This is a genomic window from Pseudomonas borbori, assembly GCF_900115555.1.
GTDB lineage: Bacteria > Pseudomonadota > Gammaproteobacteria > Pseudomonadales > Pseudomonadaceae > Aquipseudomonas > Aquipseudomonas borbori.
In genome coordinates this window covers 186,217-203,129 of sequence record NZ_FOWX01000002.1, presented here as the reverse complement: position 1 = coordinate 203,129, position 16,913 = coordinate 186,217, and the positions used below count along the sequence as shown (strand labels likewise).

Below are 16,913 nucleotides of genomic sequence, written 5' to 3'. Positions count from 1 at the left end.
GCGATGCAATTACAGCCTGGTCTTTATCGCCACTACAAGGGGCCCGAGTACCGCGTACTCGGCATGGCCAAACATTCCGAGACAGAGCAGCAGGTCGTGGTCTATCAGGCGCTATACGGCGATTACGGCTTGTGGGTGCGCCCGTTGGAAATGTTTTGCGAAAACGTCGAAGTGGACGGCGAGATGGTTCCACGTTTTGCTTTGATCCAGGCCGAAACCAGCGTTTTCAACCGGCCCTGAACTCAGGTCGCGCTATTGCTGCGCTTGACCTCAGCTTAACCGCCACTATATATAGCGGTGCCGCGTCAGGCGCCTCAGCCTTTCATTTATCGAATTTCAGGAATTTTCCAATCCATGGGCAAATCGCTGGTCATCGTGGAATCCCCGGCCAAGGCCAAGACCATCAACAAGTACTTGGGCAACGAGTACGTGGTGAAGTCGAGCATCGGCCACATCCGTGACCTGCCTACCAGCGGCTCGGCAAGTGCTGCCAAGGAACCCGTAAAACGGGGCAAGGCCGCTGGTGAAGTGCCGGCGCTGTCGCCCAAGGAAAAGGCCAAGCGCCAACTGGTGGCGCGCATGGGGGTCGATCCCGAACATGGCTGGAAGGCCAAGTACGAAATCCTCCCGGGCAAGGAAAAGGTAGTCGAAGAGCTGCGGCGGTTGGCCAAGGATGCCGACACCATCTATCTCGCAACCGACTTGGATCGCGAGGGGGAAGCCATTGCCTGGCACCTGCGCGAATCCATTGGTGGCGACGACAGCCGCTACAAGCGCGTGGTGTTCAACGAGATCACCAAGAAGGCCATTCAGGAGGCGTTCTCCAAGCCGGGCGAGCTGGACATCAACCGGGTCAACGCCCAGCAGGCGCGGCGCTTTCTCGACCGTGTAGTGGGCTACATGGTCTCGCCATTGCTATGGGCCAAGATCGCCCGTGGTCTGTCGGCTGGCCGGGTGCAGTCGGTGGCGGTGAAATTGGTGGTCGAGCGCGAGAAAGAGATCCGCGCCTTCGTGCCTGAAGAGTATTGGCAAGTGCATGCCGATCTCGGCACGGCCAAGGGCGCCAATGTGCGCTTCGAGGTGGCGCGCGAGAATGGCGCCGCGTTCAAGCCGCTGAACGAAGCCCAGGCCATGGCCGCCCTGGACGTACTCAAAGCCTCCGCCTACAGCATCACCAAGCGCGAAGACAAGCCGACCAGCAGCAAGCCGTCGGCACCGTTCATTACCTCCACCCTGCAGCAGGCGGCGAGCAACCGCCTCGGCTTCGGGGTGAAGAAGACCATGATGATGGCCCAGCGTCTGTATGAAGCCGGTTACATCACCTACATGCGTACCGATTCGACCAACCTGTCGGCCGATGCGGTGAGCATGGTGCGCGATTTCATCGAAGGCGAGTTCGGCAAGAAATACCTGCCGGCCAGCCCGATAGCCTACAGCAGCAAGGAAGGGGCCCAGGAGGCGCACGAGGCGATTCGTCCGTCCGATGTCAACCTCAAACCGACCCAGCTTACCGGCATGGAACGCGACGCCGAACGCCTGTATGAGCTGATCTGGCGCCAGTTCGTGGCGTGCCAGATGCCGCCTGCCGAATACCTGTCGACCACTGTGACCGTCACCGCCGCGCAGTTCGAGTTGCGCGCCAAGGGCCGGATTCTCAAGTTCGATGGTTACACCCGGGTATTGCCGCAAATGAGCAAGCCGGGTGATGACGATGTGTTGCCGGACATGGCCCAGGGCGATGTGCTCAAGCTGATCAAGCTCGATCCGAGCCAGCACTTCACCAAACCGCCGGCGCGCTATTCGGAAGCCAGCCTGGTCAAGGAGATGGAGAAGCGCGGTATCGGTCGTCCGTCGACCTATGCGGCGATCATCTCGACCATCCAGGATCGCGGCTACGTGGCGCTGCATAACCGTCGGTTCTATTCCGAGAAGATGGGCGACATCGTTACCGGGCGTCTCGCTGAAAGCTTCTCCAATCTGATGGACTACGGCTTTACCGCCGGCATGGAAGAGCACCTGGACGATGTGGCCCAGGGCGAGCGCGAGTGGAAGCATGTGCTCGACGAGTTCTACGGCGACTTCAAGAACAAGCTCGAGGTGGCCGAGGCCAGCGACAACGGCATGCGCGCCAACCTGCCGACGCCGACCGACATTCCCTGTCGCGAATGCGGTCGGCCGATGATGATTCGTACCGCCTCCACCGGGGTGTTCCTCGGTTGTTCCGGCTATGCGCTACCGCCGAAAGAGCGCTGCAAATCGACCATCAACCTGGTGCCGGGCGATGAAATCGCCGCGGACGATGAAGGCGAATCGGAATCGCTGGTGCTGCTGGGCAAGCATCGCTGCCAGAAGTGCGGCACCGCCATGGATGCCTACCTGCTCGACGAGACGCGCAAGCTGCATATCTGCGGCAACAACCCGGATTGCACGGGCTACGAGATCGAACAGGGTCAATACCGGATCAAGGGTTATGAAGGCCCGAGCCTGGAGTGCGACAAGTGCGGCAGCCAGATGCAGCTGAAGACCGGGCGTTTCGGCAAGTTTTTCGGTTGTACCAACACTGAGTGCAAGAACACCCGCAAGCTGCTGAAAAGCGGTGAGGCCGCTCCGCCGAAGATGGACCCGGTGAAGATGCCGGAGCTCAAGTGCGAGAAGGTCAACGACACCTATATCCTGCGCGACGGTGCATCAGGTTTGTTCCTGGCAGCCAGTCAGTTCCCGAAAAACCGTGAAACCCGTGCGCCGCTGGTGCTGGAGCTGATTCCGCACAAAGACGAGATCGATCCCAAGTATCACTTCCTCTGCGATGCGCCGAAGAAAGACCCTGAAGGCCGCGCGGCGGTTATCCGTTTCAGCCGCAAGACCAAAGAGCAGTATGTGCAGACCGAAGTCGATGGCAAGCCCACCGGTTGGCGCGCGTTCTACGACGGCGGCAAGTGGAAGGTCGAAGACAAGCGCTGATCGGACCAGGTGCGCGCCCGTAGGCAGCGGGCGCGCGTATAGTGGCCTGTGAGGCTGAGAAGCTGAGAAGCAATCGCTTGCCCGTCGCTGGGCGGCTGCAACGGTGTTGCGCCCGCCCGATTGCCTTCGATATTTTCCCAGCCCCTGATCGGTCTGTAATGGAGGGCGCCTCGATGGCCCATGAGTTGTACACCCGTACCAACCAGAAGCTCTTCTATGCCGGTCTGTCGCTGGAGTCCTGGCGCGCCGCGCAGGAGGGGCGAGCAGTCAACTCTTTGGCTCTGATACAGGCCGAGCGTGAGGCTGCGCTATTCCACCTCTATGGGGCGCTGCTGGGGCTGTGTCACGAGATTGCCGGTTACTACCGCCTGCCTGAAAGCAACGCAGCGCGCGCCGAGCAGTTGTTGGATAAGGCATTGCTGGATGCTGCACCCAGTCCGGAGTTGGCCGAGCTTATCGAGCTGGTGCAACAGCCGGAAACCTGGCTGGCTCAATTGCTGAAGGCCTATGACGAGCTGTTTCAACCACCGCAGGCGGCGAAAAAGGTCAAGGTCGACCCGCGTACTCCCTTGATCGAGGCGATCAGTCTGGATCAGGAGGAGCCGCCACTGGCGCGTGAAACCCTGGAGGTTTGGCGGCAGGAGTTGAAGGGATTGGCCAAGCGCTTTCGCGAGTCCTTGAGTGAGTGGTGAGCTAGGAGGCTGAGAACAGTCGCTTGCCTGCTGCGACCGTCGCCGGGCGGCTGCAACTGCATTGCGCTACGCCGCGGAGTAACTGAGGCCGGGCGAGCGACGCGAGTCAAAACTTCGGTCATTTGGCTCGTCGATTGTTTGCCTCGCCAACTCCCGCGTTTTCACGTAGCGCGCCTTGCTTCGCTCGCCCGCCAGCGCTCTCGCGACGGCCTTCGATATTTTTCCCGCCTCTGAGTTTGGATAAGCGGGCTAGGGTGAGCCTTGCTCGGCTGCTACAATGCCGGCCTTTCGTGGAGAATCAGCCTTATGCCTACATCCTACCTAGAGATCGTCGAGCTGCCTGATGGGCGCATTGCACTGCGTCGCGCAGAAGACGAAGAAAGCCTGGTGGTGTTGGACTTTTCCGCTGATGCCAAGGCTTTTTTGCAGGGCCAACACATCGAGGTAGCCAAGGCTATGCTCAATGTCGGCGTGCAAATGGCCGGGAAGTTGGCTGAAGGTGACTTTGATCACGCACAAGGCCCGCGCGTGCTGCATTGATTGCCGATTGCCCGTAGCGGCGCCAATATCGGCAGCAGCTGGACTTGGTTGTGGTGGCTGGCCCGCATGCCGGATTGTCGGTGTCGTCTCACGCACAGTCCCTGTGCCATTGCTTGTGCATGCTATCCCAGGCTTATGTTGAGGCTCTGTGCCTTACCTTGTCGTGCGGCCTGTTCCAGTTGCTCTCGGGCGTGCTGCGGCAGAGGGTGCAGCCAGCTGACGACGGTATGGCTACGACCCAGCTTCAATGCTTCCTGAGCCAGTTGCAATGCGCTTTGTTTGCCTCGTGGATGGAGTAGCAGAATACGCTCGCGGTTGAGGCCGGCCTCGCGTAGCCAGGTTTGCGTCAGGCTGCCGGGCGGGGCGATCAGGCTCAGCCAGCGTGCGTCGTTGTGCTCACTCAGTTCGCGGAGCATCGGTGCAAGCAGGTTCAGGCAGTGACCGGCAGCGCCACGTAGCGAAATTTCACTGAAGGCTTCGGGGCCTTCCTGCCAGGGCGGTTCCGCGGCCTGGTTTAGGAGCGGCGTTACTGCAGAGGCCATTAGCCCTTCGAACAGCGACAGCTGTGTGCGGTTTAGTGACTGCGGGAACTGCATACAACCTCCTCTGGCAGGCTGTTGAAGGCTGCCTGCACTTGTCCACTTGGACGGCTCGCCGCCTTGGCATGGCACGCTTGAGTGCAAGCCTGACGGGCAGGGAAAGTGCTTGTTTACCGTGGTAAATGTCACTTGCATCGGCTACGCGCGCCCTGCGGACTTGCCTGCCACTATTGTTTTATGGCCATGTTGGCCGGTCTGGCGCTGTGGTCGCCCGCGTCTTGCCCGGCTTAGCCATGGTTTCAGCAAGCGAGTCGCTAGCGGCGGATAACGCCGACACTCAGGCCTTCAATAATCAGTTCTTGCTCTTCCAGATTCACTTCGATGGGGGCGAATTCGGGATTTTCCGCGATAAGCCAGACTTTGTTGCCTTCGCGCTTGAAGCGCTTGACCGTTACTTCGTCATCGATGCGGGCTACCACTATCTGGCCATTGCGTGCCTCACGGGTGGTGTGGACTGCAAGCAGGTCGCCGTCGACGATGCCGATGTCCTTCATGCTCATGCCGCGTACGCGCAGCAGATAGTCGGCTTTGGGGTGGAAGAATTCGGGGTTGATCCGGCATGAGTCTTCAACGTTCTGTTGCGCTAAAATGGGCGCGCCGGCGGCGACGCGGCCGATCACGGGTAAGCCCTCTTCTGTGTTGTTCGGTTCATAGCCTGGAATGCGAATGCCCCGTGAAGCGCCGGGAGTCATTTCGATGGCCCCTTTGCGAGCCAGGGCTTTGAGATGTTCTTCTGCGGCGTTGGGTGACTTGAAGCCAAGTGCCTGGGCGATTTCAGCACGGGTTGGCGGGTAGCCGTTATCGTCAAGACAGTGCTTGATGAAGGTAAGGATTTCAGCTTGGCGTGACGTCAGTTTCAGCATGTCTGGCTCTGTCTTTTTATACAGTGACTGTGATTATATACAGTGATTCTGAGTTGGCAATCTTCCTTTTTTCTTCCTGGTTAAATTCGCTGCTTGCGGTTTGATCCCTACTGCGTGTTACTTGACCAATGACAAGTGTGTCTAACCGACAGGCTCCGGCTTTTTGGGTGTGAATGCGTGACTGTTCAGCCAGAAAGTGGCCGGTGCGACTTGACAAGAAGGTGGGGCGAAACGTATGTTTCAAACAAGTGTTTGTCAGGTGAGTTGTCATGGCCCAGTCGGAAACCGTTGAGCGCATTCTCGATGCGGCGGAGCAGTTGTTCGCAGAGAAAGGTTTTGCGGAAACTTCATTGCGCTTGATTACCAGTAAGGCTGGGGTCAATCTGGCAGCGGTGAATTATCATTTTGGTTCTAAAAAAGCACTGATTCAGGCGGTTTTTTCTCGTTTTCTCGGTCCTTTTTGCAGCAGCCTCGATCGCGAGCTGGATCGCCGTCAGGCCAAGCAGGAGGCAAAAGCCAGCCTTGAGGAATTGCTCGAGTTGCTGGTCGACCAGGCGTTGGCCGTGAAGCCGCGTAGTGGCAACGATTTGTCGATATTCATGCGTCTGCTGGGTTTGGCTTTCAGCCAGAGTCAGGGGCACCTGCGCAAGTACCTTGAAGAGGTGTACGGCAAGGTCTTTCGTCGTTACATGCTTCTAGTGCATGAGGCGGCACCGCGTATCCCGCCGCTTGAGCTGTTCTGGCGTGTGCATTTCATGCTTGGCGCCGCGGCATTCAGCATGTCCGGAATCAAAGCGCTGCGCGCCATGGCCGAGACCGATTTCGGGGTGAGTACTTCGATCGAGCAGGTCATGCGCATGATGGTGCCATTTCTGGCCGCTGGCATGCGTTCGGACAGCGGTGTGACCGATGAGGTTCTGGCCAGCGCTCAGCTCAAGCTGCGCGCCAAACCCACGGGCGTCGCCGCCAAGGTTTGATGCCATGCCAGTGGGCTTGGCGAGCCCGATCCGCTAAGCTACTCGCCCATGCGTACACTCGACTTTCTGCATATTTCTCTCGCCGATCAGCGCCTGTACGGCTTCGCCGACGGGCAGTTGTTGTTGCGCCTGCCGGTCTCCACCGCCCGCAATGGTCCGGGCGAGCTGAATGGCTCCGGCTGCACCCCGCGTGGTTTGCATCGAGTGCGAGCGAAAATCGGCGAAGGTTTGCCCACGGGGGCGGTATTGCGCGGCCGGCGCTGGACCGGTGAGGTCTGGTCGCCGGTCCTGGCCGAGCAGTTCCCCGATCGTGACTGGATCCTCACGCGGATCATCTGGCTCAGCGGCTGTGAGCCGGGGCGCAATCTGCTGGGCGAGGTCGATACCTTCCGCCGTTACATCTATCTGCATGGCACGCCGGACACCGAACCCATGGGCGTGCCGCGTTCGCATGGTTGTGTGCGTCTGCGCAATGCCGATCTGCTGGCGCTGTTCCCCTGCGTCCCTGTTCACTGTGCCGTGCAGATCGACGAGGCGGCGTGTCCGCTCTGGGCGGCGGCGTCACTTTAGTTGAGGATTATTTGTGAGTTCACCCATGCACGGCTCGTTGATGCTGGATATCGCCGGCACCTGGCTGACCGCCGAGGACCGGCAGCTTCTGCGTCAGCCCGAAGTGGCTGGCCTGATCCTGTTCGGGCGCAATATCGAGCACCCGCGGCAAGTCCGTGAGCTGTCGGCCGCCATTCGTGCGCTACGCCCGGATCTGCTCCTCGCGGTCGATCAGGAGGGTGGTCGTGTGCAGCGTCTGCGTCAGGGTTTTGTGCGTCTGCCGGCGATGCGTGCGATTGCCGACAACGCCAATGCGGAGGTGCTGGCCGAGCATTGTGGCTGGTTGATGGCCATCGAGGTGTTGGCGGTCGGCCTGGATCTGAGCTTTGCGCCGGTGCTGGATCTGGATCATCAACGCAGTGCCGTGGTCGGCAGTCGGGCTTTCGAGGGGGATGCGCAGCGCGCTACCCTGCTGGCGGGGGCGTTTATTCGCGGCATGAGCGCGGCGGGTATGGCTGCGACCGGCAAACATTTTCCCGGGCATGGCTGGGCCGAGGCCGACTCCCATGTGGCGATTCCCGTGGATGAACGCAGTCTCGAGCAGATCCGCGCCACTGACTTGCAGCCGTTCGCTCGGTTGAGTCGGCGGTTGGCGGCGGTGATGCCGGCGCATGTTATCTACCCGCAGGTCGATGACCAGCCTGCCGGCTTTTCGCGGCGCTGGCTGCAGGGCATTCTGCGAGGCGAGTTGCAGTTCGCCGGGGTGATTTTCAGCGATGATTTGTCGATGGCTGGCGCCCATGTGGTGGGCGATGCGGCTTGTCGCATCGAGGCGGCGCTGACGGCAGGTTGTGACATGGGGCTGGTATGCAATGATCGCGCAGCCGCCGAGTCGGCGCTTGTGGCATTGCAGCGTTTGCAGGTTGTTACGCCGCCAGGTTTGGCAGCTATGCGTCGCCAGGCTTTTCCGGGTACGGAGTACCGGCAGAGTCCGCGATGGCTGGAAGCGGTCGGTGCATTACGTGCCGCGCAATTAATCGATTGAGGAGCTATTGATGACTGTCTACGCCATTATCGGCGGTACCGGCTTGACCCAGTTGGATGGTTTGACCATTACTGCGGCGTTGCACCTGGATACTCCCTATGGGGCGCCTTCGGCGCCGGTGCTGCGTGGTGAGTACGCGGGGCGCGAAGTGCTGTTCCTGGCTCGCCACGGCCATCCGCATCGAATTCCGCCGCACCAGGTGAACTACCGTGCCAATCTCTGGGCGCTGAGGGAGTCGGGTGCCAAAGCGATTATCGCGGTGAATGCGGTCGGCGGTATCCAGGCTGCCATGGGCACCGGGCATTTCTGTCTGCCGCACCAGATCATCGACTATACCTCGGGACGTGCGCACACCTTCTATGAGGGCGAGTTGGAGCATGTCACTCACGTGGATTTCAGCCACCCCTACGATGCCGAACTGCGGGAAAAGCTGGCCGGTGCGCTGGTTGCCGAAGGCTGCGCATTTAGCGCACAGGGCGTCTATGGCTGCACCCAGGGGCCGCGTCTGGAGACGGTTGCCGAGATCGCCAGGATGGAGCGTGACGGCTGCGATATCGTCGGCATGACCGGCATGCCTGAGGCGGTACTGGCGCGTGAGTTGGCGTTGCCCTATGCCTGTCTGGCCTTGGTGGTGAATCCGGCGGCGGGTAAGTCCAATGTACTGATCACCATGGCCGCCATCGAGCGTGCCCTGGATGAGGGTATGGGCCGGGTCAAGGCCGTACTGGCCCGTGTGCTGGCGGGCTGATGGAAAATATGCGGCAAGCTTTAAGCTGCAAGTAACAGCGAAAAGCCTTGATGAGCATTGGGCGGCGGCTAGCAAACTTCCGCTTCCCGCTTCCCGGCTCCTTACAACGGGCTGATGCGCACCAGCAGGCCGAGGCTGCCGTGGTCGAGGTAGGTCAGTTCGCCGCTTTGCAGGTGCGTGCTGTGCTTGATCAGTTCGCTGCTGCTGAGCCAGCCGTTGTCATCGAACCTATTGATCCACAGGTTAACGTCCAGGTCGATGAGGCGGTTCTGTTGCAGCTCAAGGGTACCTTCGACCGGGAAATGACCGGACTGTTCGCTGCCGCTGCTCAGTGCCACGCTGCTGGGGCTGGCGCCGATGCTCTGCGCCCAGGCTTTGTGCAGCAGCACGCTGTAGCCGTTGGCCGGGGTGAGTTTGCTCGCCTCAATGTTCAGCGTGGTGACGCGTTCCTGGCTGGGGTCGATCGGCCATGCGCCTTGTGCCCAGTCGTCGGGGGCGGGGCGGGCGGCGGGTAATTGCTCGGTTGTTTGGCGGAAGACGATCACTTCTACCTGGAACATGGTCTCGGCCAAGGCGGCGCTGCTGCTCAGTAGCGACAGCAGGATTAGTGAGAGCAGGGCCAGGGGCTGGCGTGCGCGCATGGGTCAGTCCTTTAAACAGAGGGAGTCAGGCGCTCGAACAGCGCATGCAGGGTGTCGAATCGATGCTCCGGGCGCTCCATGGGCGCCTGGAATTTGAACACTGTGGCGCCTTCGAACCTATAACGATTCGGTTGGCCCTGGATCAGTTTGATCAGGGTCAGTGGATCGACACAGGTATCGGCGGCGAATTCGATGCGGCCGCCTTGTGGGCCGGCGTCGACCTTCTTGATGCCGAGCTTTTCCGCCTGCAATTTCAGCAGGGTCAGGCGAACCAGGTTCTTGCTCGGTTCCGGTAGCAGGCCGAAGCGGTCGATCATCTCTACCTGCAGTTCTTTCAGGCCGTCTTCGTCGGCGGCCGAAGTGATGCGCTTGTACAGGATCAGTCGGGCATGCACGTCCGGCAGGTAGTCCTCCGGGATCAGCGCCGGCACCCGCAGGTTGATTTCCGGACCGCCGCCCAGGGGTTGCTCGAGGTTGGGTTGCTCGCCCTTGCGGATGGCTTTCACCGCGCGCTCGAGCATTTCCATGTAGAGGGTGAAACCGACCGCCTGGATCTGCCCGCTCTGGCCGTCGCCGAGCAGTTCGCCGGCGCCGCGGATTTCCAGGTCGTGGGTGGCCAGGAGGAAGCCGGCGCCGAGATCCTGAGCGCCGGAGATCGCCTCGAGACGCTTCTGTGCATCGTCGGTCATCTGCTTGCGCGGCGGCGTCAGCAGGTAGGCGTAGGCCTGGTGGTGGCTGCGGCCGACCCGGCCGCGCAGCTGGTGCAGCTGGGCCAGGCCGAACTTGTCGGCGCGCTCGATGATGATGGTGTTGGCGCTGGGCACGTCGATGCCGGTCTCGATGATGGTCGAGGCGATCAGCACGTTGAAGCGCTTGTGGTAGAAGTCGCCCATCACCTGTTCCAGTTCGCGCTCGTGCATCTGCCCGTGGCCGATGCCGATGCGCGCTTCCGGCACCAGTTCGGCCAGGTCGGCGGCGCATTTCTCGATGCTCTTCACGTCGTTGTGCAGGTAATACACCTGGCCGCCGCGCAGCAGCTCGCGCAGCAGCGCTTCCTTGATGGTCGGGTTGTTCTGCTCCATGACGAAGGTGCGCACCGACAGCCGGCGCGCCGGTGGGGTGGCAATGATCGACAGGTCGCGCATGCCCGCCACGGCCATGTTCAGGGTGCGAGGGATCGGTGTGGCGGTGAGGGTGAGGATGTCGACTTCGCTGCGCAAGGCCTTGAGCTGTTCCTTCTGGCGCACGCCGAAACGGTGTTCCTCGTCGATGATCACCAGGCCCAGGTTGTTGAACTGGATGTCGCCCTGCAGCAGCTTGTGGGTGCCGATGACGATGTCGACCTTGCCCTCGCTCAATTGCTGCATGGCACTGGCGACTTCCTTGGCGCTCTTGAAGCGGCTCATTACCTCGACATTCACCGGCCAGTCGGCGAAGCGGTCGCGAAAGCTGTTGTAGTGCTGTTGGGCGAGCAGGGTGGTCGGCACCAGCACGGCCACCTGGCGACCGCTGTGCACGGCGATGAAGGCGGCGCGCATGGCCACTTCGGTCTTGCCGAAGCCGACGTCGCCGCAGATCAGGCGATCCATCGGCTTGGCCGAGAGCATGTCGTCGCGCACCGCGTCGATGGCGGTCTGCTGGTCCGGGGTTTCCTCGAAGGGGAAGCCGGCGCTGAAGGTCGCGTAGTCGAGCTGCGGGTCGGCGAAGGCATAGCCTTCGCGGGCGGCGCGGCGGGCATAGATGTCGAGCAGCTCGGCCGCCACGTCACGCACCTGTTCGGCGGCCTTGCGCTTGGCTTTCTGCCAGGCTTCCGAGCCGAGGCGGTGCAGTGGGGCCAGTGCGTCGTCGCTGCCGGTGTAGCGGGCGATCAGGTGCAGGCTGGCAACCGGCACATACAGCTTGGCGTCCTCGGCGTACATCAGAGCGAGGAACTCGGCGGCTTGACCGTCGATTTCCAGGGTGACCAGGCCCAGGTAGCGACCGACGCCGTGATCGATATGCACCACGGGTGCACCTTCGCGTAGCTCGGCGAGGTTCTTGATCATGTTGTCGCCGGCGTCGCGCGCTTTCTCGCGGCGTCGACGTTGCATCACCCGTTGGCCGAACAGCGGGCTCTCGGCGATCAGGGCTAGGTCGTCGAGCAGCAGGCCGTCATCGAGCGGGGCGATACAGATGCCCAGGCGCTCCTCGCTGGCGGTGAATTCCGGCCAACTGGTCACTTCCCTGGGCTTGAGCTTGAGGCGGGCGAGCAGCTCCAGCAGCACTTCGCGGCGCCCGGCGGACTCGGCGCAGAACAGCACGCGGCCCGGATACTCTTCGATGAAGCGGCGCAAAGAAGCCAGGGGCTCGCTGGCCTTGGCCTGGATCGCCAGGTCGGGCAGGGGCTGGGCGTTGAAGCGCTGGCGGCCGACGCCTGGTTCGATATCTTCCTGGCTGATGACGACTCGTGGCCAGTTCTTCAGACGGGCGAAGCAGTCTTCCACCGGCAGGAAGATATCGGCCGGCGGCAGCAGTGGGCGCTCGGGGTCGACCCGGCGTTCTTCATAGCGATTGCGCGCGTCGTTCCAGAAGTGCTCGGCGGCCTTCTCCACGCCCGGCAGGGAAAATACCTGGGTGTCCTGCGGCAGGTAGTCGAACAGGGTCGCGGTTTCTTCGAAGAACAGCGGCAGGTAGTACTCGATGCCGGCCGGGGTGATGCCGGTGGACAGATCCTGGTAGATCGGGCAGCGGCGGAAGTCGACGTCGAAACGCTCGCGAAAGCGTCCGCGAAAATCGCTGACGGCCTTTTTCTCCAGCGGAAACTCGCGGGCCGGCAGCAGCTTGATCGAGTCGACCTTGTCGATCGAGCGTTGGGTTTCCGGGTCGAAGGTGCGCAGGGTTTCGATCTCGTCGTCGAACAGGTCGATGCGAAACGGCTGCTCGCTGCCCATCGGGAACAGGTCGATCAGGGCGCCGCGCACGGCGAACTCGCCGTGTTCGTAGACCGTGTCGACGCAGCGATAGCCCGTCGCTTCCAGGCGCGTGCGCATGTCGTTGACGTCGAGCTTCTGGCCGGCATCCAGCACCAGGCTGCTGCCGAGCAGGAAGCGCCTGGGGGGCAGGCGATGCAGGGCGGTGGTGATCGGTACGACCAGGACGCCATGTTTCAGCTCCGGCAGGCGATAGAGCGCGGCAATGCGTTGCGAGATGATGTCCTGGTGCGGTGAAAACAGGTCGTAGGGCAGGGTTTCCCAGTCGGGAAAATGCAGCACCGGCAGCTCCGGTGCGAAGAAGCTCAGCTCCTGCTCCAGGCGCTCGGCGTTCTCGCTGCCTTCCGTCAGCAGCAGGGTAAAGCGCTTGGCCGCGCTGGCAGCTTCGGCAATCGCCAGGCTCAGTGCGGCACCGGGCAGGTTGCCCCAGTGCTGTTTCCCGGCGCTGGCGGGCAGGGGCGGTAGGCGCAGTACGGATACGGGCGGTACAGGCACGGGCGGCTCACGGGCATGACGACATGGCCCGCGATTGTAACTATCCGCGCTGGTTGTTGTCAGTGTTTCGTCCGTTGCAGATTGCCGGCGATTGCCTACGCCGTCATAATGTAGCCCCTTTTTTCAGCCCCTACATATGGAAGGTACTGCCCGTGAATCAGAAGCCCGACCAGTGTCTCGGTGAGTGGATCGATCGAGAAGCCCTCGCAGAAGCGATGATTCCCTTGATTGGCCAGCTCTACCGCAACAACAACGTAGTCACCTCGATCTACGGTCGTAGCCTGATCAACCGTTCGGTCATTCAGATTCTCAAGGCCCATCGTTATGCGCGTCACCGTCTGGATGGCGATGCCGAACTGTCGGTGCATGATACTTTCCCGATGCTCAAGACCATGAGCGAGCTCAAACTGGGTGCCGCTTCCGTGGATTTGGGGCGGATGATGGCCAAGTACCTGGCAGAGGCCAATGGCCGCAGCATCGAGCAGTTCGTGCGCGACGAGCTGGAGCCGGTAGCCGGCCAGCAGAATGTCGTGGCACGCAAGGGCACCGATGTGGTGCTCTATGGTTTCGGCCGTATCGGTCGTCTGCTGGCGCGTATCCTGATCGAGAAGACCGGTGGTGGTGATGGCCTGCGCCTGCGCGCGATCGTCGTGCGCAAGGGTGCAGAGAACGATCTGGACAAGCGTGCCAGTCTGTTGCGCCGCGACTCGGTGCACGGTCCGTTCGACGGCACCATCGTCGTCGACGAGGAAAACAACACCATCACCGCCAATGGCAACCTGATCCAGGTGATTTATGCCAAGTCGCCCAGCGAAGTCGATTACACCCAGTACGGTATCGATAACGCGCTGCTGGTGGACAACACCGGTGTGTGGCGTGACGCCGAGGGCTTGAGCCAGCACCTGGCCTGCCCGGGCATCGCTCGCGTGGTGCTGACGGCTCCCGGCAAGGGCGCGCTGAAGAACATCGTGCATGGCATCAACCATGGCGACATCAGCGCCGACGACAAGATCGTTTCCGCGGCCTCCTGCACCACCAACGCCATCGTGCCGGTGCTCAAGGCGGTGAATGACAAGTACGGCATCATCAATGGCCACGTCGAAACCGTGCACTCGTACACCAACGACCAGAACCTGATCGACAACTTCCACAAGGGCAGTCGTCGTGGTCGTAGTGCCGCGCTGAACATGGTGATCACCGAGACGGGGGCCGCCACTGCCGCCGCCAAGGCGCTGCCGGTGCTCAAGGGTAAGTTGACCGGCAACGCCATTCGCGTGCCGACGCCGAACGTGTCCATGGCCATCCTCAACCTGAACCTGGAGCAGGCCACGACCCGCGAAGAGATCAACGAGTACCTGCGCTACATGGCGCTGCACTCGGATTTGCACAAGCAGATCGATTTCGTCAACTCCCAGGAAGTGGTCTCCACCGACTTCGTCGGTTCGCGTCATGCCGGTGTGGTGGATGCCGAAGCGACCATCGCCAATGACAATCGTGTCGTACTCTATGTGTGGTACGACAACGAGTTCGGCTACAGCTGTCAGGTGGTGCGCGTGATGGAGGACATGGTCGGGGTCAATCCGCCGGCTTTTCCGCGCTAAGCGCTAGCAGAAATTGAAAAACGGGAGCCTTGGCTCCCGTTTTTTTATCCAGGCTTGTTGGTCAATCGTTGAGCAGACTGCTGCGCAGGCTGTCCGACAGCCCGTTGGGTGCCAGCCAGATGCCCAGGTAGGCGCTGGCCAGTTCCGGGTTGTTGCTGGCGAAGGCGGTTTTGCCGTTACGCTCCAGGCTCAGGCCGCTATTCGCGTTGTAGTTGAGGGCGTAACGGTCGCCTGGATTGATGTCCAGGAAGCTCGCGTGCAAGGCATCCAGGTCGCTGCGCAGGCGCGCGAGCGTGGCGGTGTCGTGTTGCCTACTCAGTGTGGTCCAGGCGGCCTCGATCACGTCGTCGCGCTGGATTTTTCGGAAGTAATAGAGTTCCAGGCGCTTGCTGCGTTGGGGGTCAAGGGCCTGGACGGCGCTGACGTTGGGTTCCGCATAGAGGGCGGCGGCATAGACGTCGACCCACAGGTAGCGCAGCACGCTTTGGTTCTTGCGCTCCAGGCTGGCTCGCTCCAGGGTCGTCTGCGCGGCGAAATTTGCCTCGCGCAAGCGCTCGTCAGGGTTGGCGAACAGTGCGGGGCTGAGCAGAAGCAGGCTGGTAAGCGCCAGTAGTTTGCGCATGCTGTGACTCCGGGCGGCGGGGGTGACTGTCATTTCACCCGCGCAATGATTCCAGTCAAGTTTGGTCTGTTGTGCGTCGTGCGCAATGCCTAAAAAAAGCAAGCGCTCGGGTGGTTAGTTGGGGAGTACATCTTTATAATCAAGCGGATTTTTTACCCGCGCTCGGCATCATTACCCATGTCAATAACATTATTGATGTGGATATGGCTATTAAACATCCAGATGCCGCCCGTATTCTAAAAAAAGCTTATAAATCAGTGGTTAGGCAAACCTATGATCAAATTGAAACATGGGCTTGATTTGCCCATAACAGGCGCGCCGGCGCAGCGTATAGAGGCCGCGAGGCCGGTACGCAGTGTCGCCATCGTTGGCTTCGATTATCACGGCATGAAGCCCACGATGCAGGTGCAGGTCGGCGATCGAGTCAAGCTCGGTCAGGTGCTGTTCACCGATAAGAGGTCGCCAGGGGTTGATTACACTGCGCCTGGCGCCGGGGTGGTCAGTGCGATACATCGCGGCGAGAAGCGCGTGTTGCAGTCGCTGGTGATCGACCTGGACGGCGATGAGCAGGTGACCTTCGCCAGCTATCCGCTAACGCAGTTGGGCGGTTTGAGTGGCGCGCAGGTTCGCGAAAACCTGCAGCGCTCCGGTCTCTGGACCGCACTGCGTACTCGTCCGTTCAGCAAGGTGCCTGCGGTTGATGCAGTGCCCAGCTCTATTTTCGTCGCAGCCATGGACACCCAGCCGTTGGCGGCTGATCCGGCTGTGGTCATCGGCGCATATGCCGCTGATTTCGAAAACGGTCTCAAGGTGCTGAGCAATCTGGCCAAGGTCTTCCTGTGCAAGGCCGATGGCAGCAGCCTGCCGGGTGAGCAACTGAACAAAGTACAGACAGAGACCTTTGCCGGTCCGCATCCGGCTGGTCTGGCGGGCACCCACATCCACTTCCTCGATCCGGTCAGTGCCAGCAAGAGTGTCTGGTCGATCAATTATCAGGACGTCATCGCCATCGGCAAGTTGTTCACTACCGGGCAGCTGTGGGTCGAGCGCGTGGTCGCTCTGGGCGGCCCCGTGGTGGAGCAGCCGCGCTTGCTGCGTACCCGCCTGGGGGCCAACCTGAACGAGTTGACGGTCGGTCAATTGCAGTCCGGCTATAACCGCGTGGTTTCCGGTTCGGTGCTGGGTGGGCGTACTGCCCACGGTGCCTTCGCCTACCTGGGTCGTTATCACCTGCAGGTGTCTTGCCTGGCAGAAGGTAATGACCGTGAGATGCTGCATTACCTGCGCGCCGGGGTGAACAAGCATTCGGTGCTGAACATTTTCGTCTCCAAGCTGGCGGCGGCAAAGAAATTCGCATTTTCCACCACCACCAATGGCAGCCCGCGCGCCATGGTGCCGGTGGGCAACTACGAAGAAGTGATGCCGCTGGACATGCTGCCGACGCAACTGCTGCGCTACTTGATCGTCGGCGATACCGAGATGGCGCAGAAGCTTGGCTGTCTCGAGCTCGACGAAGAAGACCTGGCGCTGTGCAGTTATGTCTGTGCCGGCAAATACGAATATGGCCCGATCTTGCGCGATAACCTCGCCCGCATCGAGAAGGAGGGTTGA

Annotated in this window: 16 protein-coding genes; 11 read left to right on the top strand and 5 right to left on the bottom strand. The window is 61.2% G+C overall.

All coding sequences use genetic code 11. The annotated features are described in order from the left end of the window. The first annotated feature begins 3 nt into the window (after positions 1–3). The 4 genes from BM315_RS02295 to BM315_RS02280 all read left to right on the top strand — a co-directional run bounded on the left by BM315_RS02295 (position 4) and on the right by BM315_RS02280 (position 4,193). Positions 4–240, top strand: a complete 237-nt coding sequence (locus BM315_RS02295) for a DUF1653 domain-containing protein (protein ID WP_090497385.1) — start codon at positions 4–6, stop codon at positions 238–240. 114 nt (positions 241–354) lie between these two features. Then, positions 355–2,961: a type I DNA topoisomerase gene (gene topA, locus BM315_RS02290; RefSeq protein WP_090497382.1), complete on the top strand. Its 2,607-nt coding sequence runs from the start codon at positions 355–357 to the stop codon at positions 2,959–2,961. Positions 2,962–3,134: 173 nt separating this feature from the next. Next, entirely contained in the window at positions 3,135–3,653 is a 519-nt protein-coding gene (locus BM315_RS02285; RefSeq protein WP_090497380.1) for a DUF6586 family protein, read from the top strand. Positions 3,654–3,959: 306 nt separating this feature from the next. Further along, positions 3,960–4,193 (top strand): hypothetical protein, encoded by a 234-nt coding sequence (locus BM315_RS02280; protein ID WP_090497378.1) that lies wholly within the window; start codon positions 3,960–3,962, stop codon positions 4,191–4,193. Between the two features lie 122 nt (positions 4,194–4,315). On the opposite strand, the gene sulA is transcribed toward BM315_RS02280, so the two are convergent. Then, positions 4,316–4,789 (bottom strand): SOS-induced cell division inhibitor SulA, encoded by a 474-nt coding sequence (gene sulA / locus BM315_RS02275; RefSeq protein WP_090497377.1) that lies wholly within the window; start codon positions 4,787–4,789, stop codon positions 4,316–4,318. A gap of 257 nt (positions 4,790–5,046) precedes the next feature. Then, positions 5,047–5,655, bottom strand: coding sequence for a transcriptional repressor LexA (gene lexA, locus BM315_RS02270; protein WP_090497376.1), 609 nt, complete (start codon positions 5,653–5,655; stop codon positions 5,047–5,049). A 269-nt stretch (positions 5,656–5,924) separates the two neighbouring features. On the opposite strand from lexA, the gene BM315_RS02265 reads away from it, so the two are divergent. The 4 genes from BM315_RS02265 to BM315_RS02250 are packed head-to-tail and all read left to right on the top strand — an operon-like array spanning position 5,925 to position 8,974. Further along, positions 5,925–6,632 carry a TetR/AcrR family transcriptional regulator gene (locus BM315_RS02265; protein WP_090497374.1) on the top strand — a complete coding sequence of 236 codons (708 nt, stop codon included), beginning with the start codon at positions 5,925–5,927 and terminating at the stop codon, positions 6,630–6,632. A 48-nt stretch (positions 6,633–6,680) separates the two neighbouring features. Further along, entirely contained in the window at positions 6,681–7,202 is a 522-nt protein-coding gene (locus tag BM315_RS02260; protein ID WP_090497372.1) for a L,D-transpeptidase, read from the top strand. 25 nt (positions 7,203–7,227) lie between these two features. After that, complete coding sequence (gene nagZ, locus BM315_RS02255; protein WP_170862147.1) at positions 7,228–8,226, top strand: beta-N-acetylhexosaminidase; 999 nt, start codon at positions 7,228–7,230, stop codon at positions 8,224–8,226. 10 nt (positions 8,227–8,236) lie between these two features. Continuing rightward, positions 8,237–8,974: an S-methyl-5'-thioinosine phosphorylase gene (locus BM315_RS02250; RefSeq protein WP_090497369.1), complete on the top strand. Its 738-nt coding sequence runs from the start codon at positions 8,237–8,239 to the stop codon at positions 8,972–8,974. A gap of 101 nt (positions 8,975–9,075) precedes the next feature. Here BM315_RS02250 and BM315_RS02245 read toward each other — a convergent pair whose 3' ends face one another. Further along, positions 9,076–9,615, bottom strand: a complete 540-nt coding sequence (locus BM315_RS02245; protein ID WP_090497367.1) for a CsiV family protein — start codon at positions 9,613–9,615, stop codon at positions 9,076–9,078. An 11-nt stretch (positions 9,616–9,626) separates the two neighbouring features. Further along, positions 9,627–13,079 carry a transcription-repair coupling factor gene (mfd, locus tag BM315_RS02240; RefSeq protein WP_090497365.1) on the bottom strand — a complete coding sequence of 1,151 codons (3,453 nt, stop codon included), beginning with the start codon at positions 13,077–13,079 and terminating at the stop codon, positions 9,627–9,629. Positions 13,080–13,213: 134 nt separating this feature from the next. Between mfd and BM315_RS02235 the strand changes: the two genes are divergently transcribed. Next, a complete protein-coding gene (locus BM315_RS02235; RefSeq protein WP_090497515.1) occupies positions 13,214–14,680 on the top strand; it encodes a glyceraldehyde-3-phosphate dehydrogenase in 1,467 nt (488 codons plus the stop codon). Between the two features lie 61 nt (positions 14,681–14,741). Here BM315_RS02235 and BM315_RS02230 read toward each other — a convergent pair whose 3' ends face one another. Next, positions 14,742–15,302, bottom strand: a complete 561-nt coding sequence (locus BM315_RS02230; protein WP_090497363.1) for a chalcone isomerase family protein — start codon at positions 15,300–15,302, stop codon at positions 14,742–14,744. A gap of 71 nt (positions 15,303–15,373) precedes the next feature. Here BM315_RS02230 and BM315_RS24190 point away from each other — a divergent pair, with 71 nt between their 5' ends. Together BM315_RS24190 and BM315_RS02225 are read left to right on the top strand one after the other, a co-directional pair. Continuing rightward, positions 15,374–15,601 (top strand): hypothetical protein, encoded by a 228-nt coding sequence (locus BM315_RS24190; RefSeq protein ID WP_141123913.1) that lies wholly within the window; start codon positions 15,374–15,376, stop codon positions 15,599–15,601. Continuing rightward, positions 15,576–16,913, top strand: coding sequence for a Na(+)-translocating NADH-quinone reductase subunit A (locus tag BM315_RS02225; protein ID WP_090497361.1), 1,338 nt, complete (start codon positions 15,576–15,578; stop codon positions 16,911–16,913). Before BM315_RS24190 ends, BM315_RS02225 begins: the two co-directional genes overlap by 26 nt.